General features: G+C 68.2%; 7 protein-coding genes. 5 read left to right on the top strand and 2 right to left on the bottom strand.

Annotated features, from left to right (window positions below; all coding sequences use genetic code 11):
* Positions 1-41 precede the first annotated feature (41 nt).
* Entirely contained in the window at positions 42-1298 is a 1257-nt protein-coding gene (locus F3H32_RS12470; protein ID WP_149766136.1) for an NAD(P)/FAD-dependent oxidoreductase, read from the top strand.
* Between the two features lie 50 nt (positions 1299-1348).
* On the opposite strand, the gene F3H32_RS12465 is transcribed toward F3H32_RS12470, so the two are convergent.
* Positions 1349-2842, bottom strand: coding sequence for a phosphomannomutase (locus F3H32_RS12465; protein WP_149766135.1), 1494 nt, complete (start codon positions 2840-2842; stop codon positions 1349-1351).
* 94 nt (positions 2843-2936) lie between these two features.
* Positions 2937-4520, bottom strand: a complete 1584-nt coding sequence (locus F3H32_RS12460; protein WP_149766134.1) for a hypothetical protein — start codon at positions 4518-4520, stop codon at positions 2937-2939.
* Between the two features lie 295 nt (positions 4521-4815).
* Here F3H32_RS12460 and soxC point away from each other — a divergent pair, with 295 nt between their 5' ends.
* The 4 genes from soxC to F3H32_RS12440 all read left to right on the top strand — a co-directional run bounded on the left by soxC (position 4816) and on the right by F3H32_RS12440 (position 10104).
* A complete protein-coding gene (gene soxC, locus F3H32_RS12455; protein ID WP_223191440.1) occupies positions 4816-6201 on the top strand; it encodes a sulfite dehydrogenase in 1386 nt (461 codons plus the stop codon).
* Positions 6188-6859, top strand: coding sequence for a c-type cytochrome (locus tag F3H32_RS12450; RefSeq protein ID WP_149766133.1), 672 nt, complete (start codon positions 6188-6190; stop codon positions 6857-6859). Before soxC ends, F3H32_RS12450 begins: the two co-directional genes overlap by 14 nt.
* Before the next feature lie 170 nt (positions 6860-7029).
* A complete protein-coding gene (locus F3H32_RS12445) occupies positions 7030-7593 on the top strand; it encodes a TetR/AcrR family transcriptional regulator (protein WP_149766132.1) in 564 nt (187 codons plus the stop codon).
* Between the two features lie 216 nt (positions 7594-7809).
* Positions 7810-10104 carry a Hint domain-containing protein gene (locus F3H32_RS12440; RefSeq protein WP_149766131.1) on the top strand — a complete coding sequence of 765 codons (2295 nt, stop codon included), beginning with the start codon at positions 7810-7812 and terminating at the stop codon, positions 10102-10104.
* The last annotated feature ends 95 nt before the right edge of the window (positions 10105-10199 follow it).

The following is a 10199-nucleotide window of genomic DNA, read 5'->3' as shown; positions in this document are numbered from 1 at the left end:
AGCGGCCGGCCGGCTGGCCCGGACAAGGGAGGCTTTGGCGCATGAAGCACCGCGTCGTCGTCATCGGGGCAGGGTTTGCCGGTTTGCAGGTGGTGCTGGGGCTGAAGGGCGCCGGCTGCGAGATCACGCTGATCGACCGGCGCAACCACCACCTGTTCCAGCCGCTGCTTTACCAAGTGGCGACGACGCTGCTGGCGACATCGGACATCGCCTGGCCGATCCGCGCGCTGCTGCGCGAGCGCCGCGACGTGACCACGCTTCTGGGCACGGTCGAGGGCATCGATCGCGACACCCGCCAGGTGGTCCTGCGCGGCGGCGGGCGCATTCCCTATGACACGCTTGTCGTTTCGACCGGCGCGCGCCACGCCTATTTCGGCAAGGACGCCTGGGAAGCCGATGCGCCGGGTCTGAAGACGCTGGAGGATGCGACGACGATTCGCCGGCGCCTGCTTTTGGCCTTTGAGCGCGCCGAACTGACCGAAGACCCGGCCGAGCGCCAGGCGCTGCTGACCTTTGCCGTCATCGGGGCCGGGCCGACCGGGGTCGAGCTGGTCGGCATCATCGCCGAACTGGCGCATCGCATCCTGCCGGCCGAGTTTCGCCGCGCCGATACCCGCAAGGCGCGTATCCTGCTGGTCGAGGCCGGGCCGCGCATCCTGCCTGCCTTTAGCGCCGAGCTGTCGGCCTATGCCTCGGCGGCGCTGGCCAGGCGCGGGGTCGAGGTCAGGACCGGCGCGCCGATGACCGAATGCTCGGCGCAGGGCATCGTGGTCGGGGGTGAGCTGATCCCGGCCCGCACGGTGATCTGGGCTGCCGGGGTGCAGGCGTCGCGGGCCCAGGAATGGCTGGGGGCCAAGGGCGACCGGGCCGGGCGGGTGATGGTGGCGCCGGACCTGACCCTGCCCGGCGATCCGGCGGTTTTCGTGCTGGGCGATACCGCGCATGTCGTGTCGGACGGCAAGCCGGTGCCGGGGGTGGCGCCGGCCGCCAAGCAGCAGGGAGCCCATGCCGCGCGGGCGATTCGCGCCCGGCTGGCCGGCCGGCCGGGGCCGGGCGGTTTCCGTTATCGCGACATGGGCAATCTGGCGACCATCGGGCGTAACGCAGCGGTGATCGAATACGGCCGCTTCAGGCTGAAGGGCTGGCTGGCCTGGTGGGTCTGGGGCGTCGCGCATATCTATTTCCTGATCGGCGCGCGGTCGCGGCTGTTCGTGGCGCTGAGCTGGCTTTGGGTCTTTCTGTCGGGGCAGAACTCGGCGCGGCTTATCACCCAGCGCGAATTGCCGAAGGATCGGTAGCCTGCAAGGCGTTTCCCGGCCTGCCTGGCCCTTGTCACCCGCCGGCGCCGTTAGCGCGGCGCAAGGCCGCGCACGCGCGCCAGCGCCGCGGCGTTCAGGCTGCGCGCGGCGTCCTCGGTCTCGGCCTCGGTATAAAGCCGCAGTTCCGGCGCATTGCCCGAGGGGCGCAGGTGGATGATCGCGCCGTTCTCGAAGGTCATGCGCAGACCGTCGGTCAGGTCGACCTGGCGCAGCCGGCCGGCCAGCGGGGCGAATTCCGCCTCGATCCGCGCGGTCCGCTGGGCCTTGTCCGCCGGGTCCAGCCAGGCCAGGATCGCCTGGGCGTCGGGGTTCGGAAAATGCTCCAGCCGGTCGCTGAAGGTCGCGCGCTGCGGCAGGCCGGCGCATAGCTTGGCCAGGCCTTGCGTCCGGGCCGCCGCCAGCACCGCGACCACCGGCAGGACCGCGTCGCGCGTCGGCAGGGCCGCAAGCTTGCGCCCGTCGCGCCAGATGTCGCTGCCCAAAAGGAAGCCGCCATTCGCCTCGTAGCCGCAGACGGGGCCGGCGGCGTGGCGGGCCGCCTGGTCCATGGCGGCGATGACATGGGGCGAGCCGATGCGGGTGCGGATGGTGCGCGCAAAGGCGCCCGAGCGTTCCAGCGCGGTATTGCTGCTGACCGGGGTGACGACGCAGGCCGCGCCCAGTTCGCGGGCGCAAAGCAGCCCCAGCGTGTCGCCGCGCAGCCATTCCCCGCGATGATCGGCCAAAAGCGGCCGGTCTGAATCGCCGTCGGTCGAGACGATGGCGTCCAGCCGATGTTCGGCCGCCCAGCCGCGGGCCAGCGCGACATCCTGGGGGCGCAGCGCCTCGGTATCGACGGGGATAAAGCGGTCGCTGCGCCCCAGCGCCAGCACCTGGGCGCCAAGCGCGCGCAGGATGCGGGCCAGAAGGTCGCGGCCGACGGCGGAATGCTGGTATAGCCCCAGCGTCAGCCCAGCCAGCGCCTGCGGACCGAAGAAATCCAGGTAGCGGTGCAGATAGCCCGTCTCGATATCCACCGGCTCGGGCAGGGGGGCGGGATCGACCAGCGCGCCCTGGGCGTCGAAGCGCGCGGGGTCCAGCGCCAGTTCCTGCCGCGCCATGCCGGCTTCGTCGGGCTTGAGAATCTCGCCGGTCGGCAGGTGGAACTTGATGCCGTTGCGGTCGTCGGGGATGTGGCTGCCGGTGACCATCAGCGACGGGATGGCCCGGCCAAGGCCGTAATGCGCCAGGGCCGGAGTGGGGACGTGGCCGCAAAACAGCGGCCGGCCCCCGGCGTCGCGGACCGCCTGGGCGCAGGCGCGCAGGATGCGCGGGGTCGAGAGGCGCAGATCGCCCGCCAGCGCCACCTGGGTTTGCGGGGAAAAGCCCCCGATCTCGTGCAGGTAGCGCAGGAAGCCCTGGGTGCAGGCATAGGCCACGCGGTCGGTCAGCGCCTCGACCGGGCCGCGCGCGCCGCTGGTGCCAAAGGCTACGCCGCTTTGCGCCATCAGGTCGCGCAGGGCCAAGGTGGTGGGCTGGGTCATGCTTGCTGCTCTTTGGTTGCCGGTCCGATCATGCAGGCCGGGCGGGGGGTTCGTCCAGCCCCGCCCCCGTCCCCGCCGCCGATTGCCCGGCGGGCTATTTGCCGTCGCGCCAATAGACGCGGCCGTCGATGACCAGGTCGTCGGGCGCGGCGGGGTCGCCATCCGCAAGCCGGGCCGCGAAATGGCGTTCCTCGCCCTCGGGGCCAATCAGGATCAGCGCGTAGCCCTGGAAGCGATAGGCAGAGCGGGTCTGTTGCTCGGGTCCCAGGGGCGAGGTGATGAAGCTGGTCCCGACCCGGCCGCCGACGAAACTGTCGCTGCCGTGCAGCAAGGTCCCGTCGCCGGCAAAGTCGAAGCTGCGGTCGCGCCGCAGCCCGCCCATGGCGATGTCGGTCATCGCCCAGGTGCCGGTGATTGCCCGGCCCTCGGGCATCGGCAGCAGCCGTTCGGCCCCCGAAAGATCCAGCGTCGTGCCATCCGCCGCGGTCAGGACCACCGCGCCGTCACGCTGGACCCAGGTAAACCAGCGCTGGGGTTCGCGCGCCCGCGACATGTCCAGCGCCAGATCGCCGAAGGGCACCGGCCAGTCGTGGCGCATCGCGGTGCCGTCGCGCAGCAGCACCCAGATGTCCTCTTGCCGGTCCAGATAGCCGTTGCCGGCGCCGTCCAGACGCGGCGAGAACTCGGCAGTGTAAAGCACCCGGTCGACATCGGCAGGGGCGATCCGCGGTCCCGGCGCGGCCAGCAGCTCGGCCAGTTCGGGCGGGCGCGGTTCCAACTCCACCGGGCCGTCGCCGGCCAGCGGCAGGCCCGCCGCGGCCGCATCAAGGATGCGGCAGTCGCGCAGGCCGACCACGCCGCCGGGGGCGTCGTCGCGGACCCAGTAGACCTTGCCGGTCAGCACCGCGGTGTGGCCGACAAGATCGGCCATCCGCTGCTGGTCGTCCTGGTCTGAAAAGCGGCGGCAACTGGCGGCAAAGCTGGATTGCCGGTCGCCGTGCCATTCGCGCAACTCGCTGTCCGAGACCACGCGGCCCTGAAACATCAGCCGCCCCTGGGGTTCGAGCAGCGCCAGCAAATATTCCTCGCGCGCCTTGCGCAGGGCGGGGTCGGACTGCGCGCCGGGGGCCGAGCCGATTTCGGCCATCGCGGCGCTGGCCCAGGCCGAGAACTGCGCCAGCGGCTGGACCGCCGCGGCCAGCCCCGGTTCGAGCCGGGGCGGCACGGGATCGGCGGGGCGGACGCCCAGGTCGCGGGCGATCCGCCGGGTTTCGCGCAGGGCCGGGCGCAGCGCGTATTCGTCGGATTTCAGCCGTTCGGGCAGGCCGGCGCAAAGCTGCGGCTTGGCGGCGATCTGCTGCGCCACGGCCGCGTCGATCTGGGCAAAGGCGGCGTCGGTCTGTTCCGCCAGCCCCGGCGCCGCGTCCTTGAGCGCAGCCATGAGCGCGTCGTAATCCGCCGCGTCGTTGCGATGCGACCAGCCGGCCAGCGCATCCCCCAGCGCCACCCGGTCCGCGCCCGTCTGCCCGGCGCATTGCCGCGCATGGGCGCGGGCGCTTTCGGCGCGGCTGAACAGATCGGTGACGGAATCGCTTAGGTCCGCCAGCGGGTCGGCATGGGCGGCGCAGGCCAGTCCCAGGAAGGCCAGCGCGCAGATCAGGCGGGGGGCGGGGCGCATCCGGCCGCTCCTTTCCTTGCAAGACGGGGCCGCGGGCTGCGCGGCGCGAGGTCGCCGATGGCCCGTGCCGGACCCTGGGCTGCCCGAAGGGATAGTCAGTTTTCACCTGGATGTCACGGATGCCGGGCACGGTTGACCCAATGCCGATGCCCAGCTACGCTACCTATTAATTGGTAGGGTTGAATCGCGAAAATCCCCGTCGCCAACTGTGAACATCGGCGCGGTGATCGGGGGGGACCGGATCGGGGACGCGATAGCCAGGCACGACAATCCAGCGGAGCGAAGGGAGATCGCGATGTCAGACGACACGACACACCACGAACGCTATGGTCCGGCCGAAAGGCGGATGGTCCGGCAAATGGCCGATGCCGAGACGCAGATGCTTGACCAGCTTGCGCAGGACGATGCGGATTGCGAATGCCGCGAGGGCATGTTCCCCGGCGTCAGCCGGCGCGGCATGCTGTTCGGGGGCGCGGCGCTTGGCGCGTCGCTGCTGTCAAGCGGGCAGGCCGCGGCGCAGGCGCCGCCCGGCGCCATCGAATATCCCGTCCAGCCCGATTCGACCAAGGAGCAGGGCCGGCTTATCCTGGATGACGGCGGCTATGGATCGCGCTCGCAATTCGAGAACGAACTGCGCTGGCGCTATCCCACCGACAGCCTGGATTCGAGCTGGTCGATGACGCCCCTGGCCGCGGGCATGGGCATCATCACGCCCTCGGGCCTGCATTTCGAACGCCATCATGGCGGCATTCCGACCATCGACCCCGAAAAGCACAGCCTGATCATTCATGGCATGGTCGACAAGCCGCTGCGCTTTACCATGAACGACCTGAAGCGGCTGCCTTCGGTCAGCCGGACCATGTTCATCGAATGCTCGGGCAACGGGCTGTCGGAATGGGACAAGCCGACGCTGAAGACGGTGCAGGGCACGCATGGGCTGACCTCGACCTCGGAATGGACCGGCGTCCTGCTGTCCACCGTGCTGAAAGAGGCGGGGATCCAGGACGGCGCGGCATGGATCCTGGCCGAGGGCGCGGATGCGGCGGTGATGACGCGTTCGGTTCCCATCGACAAGGCGATGGACGACGCCATTCTTGCCTATGGCCAGAACGGCGAGGCGCTGCGCCCCGAACAGGGCTATCCGCTGCGCCTGTTGCTGCCGGGCTATGAGGGCAACACCCATATCAAATGGCTGCGGCGGCTGGAGATCAGCGACAAGCCCTTCATGACCCGCGAAGAAACGCTGAAATACACCGACCTGCTGCCCGACGGAAAGGCGCGGGAATTCACGCTGGAAATGGATGCCAAATCGGTCATCACCTTCCCCTCGGGTGCGATGCGGCTGCCGACTCCGGGGTATTACGAGATCAGCGGCATTGCCTGGTCCGGGCGCGGCAAGATCACCGGGGTCGAAATCTCGGCCGATGGCGGCAAGACCTGGAACAAGGCCACCTTGCAAGAGCCGGTGCTGGACAAGTGCCATACCCGCTTCCGCATGCCCTGGGTATGGGACGGGCGCGAGGCGGTCTTGCAAAGCAGATGCACCGACGAGTCCGGCTATGTGCAGCCGACCCTGGCCGAACTGGTCAAGGTGCGCGGCGTCTATTCCGTCTATCACCTGAACGCGATCCAAAGCTGGCATGTCGCGGCCAACGGGGAGGTGAGCAATGTTCATGCGTGACAAGCTGCGCCAGTCGCTGGCGATCGGCGCCCTGGCGCTGACGACGACCGCCCTGCCGGCCATCGGCCAGGAAACCCAGGGCCGCACCGTCGCCCCGCTGCCGGCCGAGATCGAGGAAACGACCGAACTGGTGCCCACCTCGCCGGTCGCGGATAGCGAAGGGACGGCCGATGCGGGGCTCGAGTCGAATTTCGGTCTGGGCCGGGCGGCGACCGAGGCGGAAATCGCGGCCATCGACATCGACGTCATGCCCGATGGCCGCGGCCTGCCCGAAGGCAACGGCAGCTATGCCGAGGGCAGCAGCCTTTACGAGGAAAAATGCCTGGCCTGCCATGGCGAGAACCTGGAAGGCATCAAGGAACTGGGCGCGCCGGCGCTGATCGGCGGCCGCGACACCCTGGGCAGCGACAAGCCGGTGAAGACGGTCGAAAGCTATCTGGCCAATGCCAGCACGCTTTACGACTACATCCACCGGGCCATGCCGCTGGATTCCCCCGGCTCGCTGAGCGCGGACGAGGTCTATGCGCTGAGCGCCTATATCCTGGGCCGCGGCGGCATCCTGGGCGAGGATGCGGAACTTGACGCCCAAAGCCTGCCGCAGGTGCAGATGCCGAATGCCGACGGATTCATCGCCGATCCCAGGCCGGATTCGCTTTGACCAAGGTGCGGGCGGACCCATGCCCTTGCGGCTGGGTCCGCCCGCACGGACCCGTGCAGGCGGCGGTGCAAACGGCGCCTGCGACCTTATGGCCGCCTCGGCAGTCTTGTGTCCGCCCGCCGCCATATTAATTTGGCCCCGGTCCGGCCGGCGACCGCGAGGAACAGGCAATGTCAGACACCAGGGCCGCAATCTTGCAGGTCGCCGAGGATCTTATCCGGACCCGCGGCTATTTCGGCTTCAGCTATTCGGACATCGAGGCGGCGGTGGGCATCCGCAAGGCCAGCATCCACCACCATTTCCCCACCAAGGCGATATTGGTGGCGGCGGCCGTCGACGCCTATAGCCGGCAATATGAAGCGGCGCTGGTGCGCATCGAAGCCGAACAGCACCATGCCATCGCCCGGATCGAGGCTTATGCCGATCTGTATCGCCAGGGGCTGCATCGCGGGCTGGGCTGTCTTTGCGTCGCGCTGGCTGCCGATATGGGCACGCTGCCGCCCGACCTGCTGTCGCGGGTAAGGCTTTTCTTCCAGGCGCATGTGGACTGGCTGACGCGGGTGATCGTCCAGGGCGCGCGGAAGGGCGAGGTCATTCATGGCATCGACAGCGGCTCGGTCGCCCGCCTGCTTGTCTCGACCCTGGAAGGGGCGATGCTGCTGGGGCTGGTCAGCGGCAAGCCGGCGGATTTCGACGACGCCACCGGAACCGTGCTGCGCCTGCTGAAAACCTGACGGCGCACCGGAAAGCCGATAATCCGCGGTCACGATAAAACCCGGCATTTCAACCCCAAGTTCCCGGTGGAATTGGCGCTTTTGCGCCGATAGCAGTTATCTGCGCATCCAAAAATACAACCCTGGCACGAACCTGCCGAGCTTTGGATTGGGGGTTGCCTGCCCTTGGCCGCGCGGCCACCAATCCCCCGAAAATGGAAAAAGGGAAGCGCGAAAATGGCCAGCGTCACTTACAGCATGCTCTATCTCGGCAAGCTTCCGGATATGGATACCATCGAAACCAATCAGGTCGCGGACAATCCCGGCGCGGTTTTGAACGGAAAGACCTTTGGCTCGGCCGGCAATCCGCTTTTTTCCCAAAGCATGCGCGTGACGCTGAATGACAACAACAATGACGGGGTCGTGTCCTTCAATCACCGAAGCGGCGGCACCACCGATACGGTCAGCTATCGGCTTGGCGATACCAGTTCCACGGTCAAGGTCGACTCGGCGGTCCGCGTGCTCAGCGCCAATGTGGTGCAGGCGCTGGATGGCGGCGGCACGCGCACCATCCAGGTCACGCTGCGCATTTTCCAGGACGTCAACGGCAATGTCTTCATGTTGCCGCCGTCAAGCGAAAACCAGTTTCCCAACGAAACCCGGCTGACCGAAAATCCCGTCGTCAGCATCTCTGTCCCGTCCAATGCGACATATGACACCGCCGCTTATTCGGGCCTGACGCTTAATCGCGCGGTGCTGCCCTTTGCCGATGGTTATGTGGACGGGACCGATGGCAATGACCTGATCGGGGACGCCTATATCGACGGCTCGGGGGACAGGGTGGATGCGGGTGACGCCATCCTGCCCGGCGCCTTGGGCGATGACGACGATATCCGCGCCGGTGCCGGCAACGATACCGTCTATGCAGGCAGCGGCCGCGACAGTGTGCGGGGCGGCGCCGGCGACGACGTGCTTTACGGCTATCGCCAGGCGGCAGGCGATGACGGGGCGGCCGATACGCTGGACGGAGGCGATGGCCAGGACCGGCTTTACGGCGGCGGCGGGGCCGACAGCCTGCTGGGGGGCACCGGCAACGACCTTCTGGACGGAGGAGCCGGGAACGATACGCTGGAAGGCGGCGACGACAGCGACACGATGACCGGCGGCCTTGGCGCGGACAGCTTCCTGGGCGGCGCGGGCGCGGACAGCATTTACGGCGACGATACGCTGGGGGCCGACAGCCTGGGCGGGGCCGATTACATCGACGCCGGGGCCGGGGACGACCGCGCCCTTGGCGGCTTCGGCAACGACACCATCATCGGCGGAACCGGGGCGGATACGGTGCTGGGCGGCGCCGGAAACGATCTGCTTTACGGCGACGACACCTTGGGGACCGGCAGCCAGGGCGGGGCGGATTCGATCGAGGGCGGCGCGGGCGCCGACAATATCATGTCCGGCGCCGGCAACGATACGGTCCGCGGCGGCGACGGCAATGATACCATCCTGGCCGGCATGGGGAACGATCTTGTCGATGGCGGCGCGGGCGCGGACCTGCTGACCGGCGGCGAAGGCTTCGACACGTTCCTCGTGGGCACCGGCGACCGGATCACCGATTTCAACACCGGCGCCGGCCAGGACATTTCCGACGGCGACCGGACGAATAACGACTTTGCCGACCTGTCATCCTATTACAACAGCACCAACCTGGCGCGGTGGAATGCCGCCAATCCCGAACAGACCTATTCGCATGCCCTGGCCTGGATGCGGGCCGACCAGGCCGACAACGGAATCCTGGACATGCTGCAGGGCAGCAATGGCTTGCCCGAATTCAGCATGGCCATCCAGAATGGCGGCAGCGCCGTCGCCGGCTCGGACCTGACCACCGACAATACCGCGGTGGTCTGCTTTGGCGCCGATGCGATGATCGAGACCGCCACCGGCGCCGTTCCTGCCGGCGCCTTGCAGGTCGGGGACTTGGTCATGACCCGCGATTGCGGCCTGCAACCCCTGCGCTGGATCGGAAAGCGGCGGCTGGATGCGCGAACCCTGTCCGCCAGGCCCCAGTTGCGGCCGGTGCGGATCCGGGCGGGGGCGCTGGGACCGGGCCTGCCGACGGCCGATCTGATCGTGTCGCCCCAGCACCGGGTCCTGGTCAGGTCCAGGATCGCGCAAAGGATGTTCGGCACCTGCGAAGTCCTGGTCGCCGCCAAGCAGCTTTTGCAAGTCGAGGGGATCGAGCCCGCCGCGGACCTGCGCGAAGTCACCTATGTCCATTTCCTGCTGAACCGCCATCAGGTCGTCATTTCGAACGGTACCGAAACCGAGTCGCTTTATACCGGCAGCCAGGCGCTGGAGGCGGTCGGTTCGGCCGCCCGCGAGGAAATCTTTGCGGTCTTTCCCGAATTGCGGACCCAAGGGGCGGTGCCAAGCGCCCGCTTCCTGGTGCGGGGCCTTGGCCGGCAACCGGCCGCCCGCCACCGGCAAAATCGCCAGGCCCTGGTGCAGGACCGCGCGCGCCGGGTTTCCGGCTAGCCCCTCGCTTATTTCCCTGGCGGGACCTTCAGGATTGCTTCATGCATGCTGATTGCGTCTTCGAGGTTTTGGAAGACGGATATGGCGCCCTGGTG

It is taken from the genome of Paracoccus thiocyanatus, from assembly GCF_900156255.1.
In the GTDB taxonomy this organism is placed as follows: domain Bacteria; phylum Pseudomonadota; class Alphaproteobacteria; order Rhodobacterales; family Rhodobacteraceae; genus Paracoccus; species Paracoccus thiocyanatus.
The sequence above is the reverse complement of the archived record's forward strand: the minus strand, read 5'-3'. Positions and strand labels throughout refer to the sequence as shown.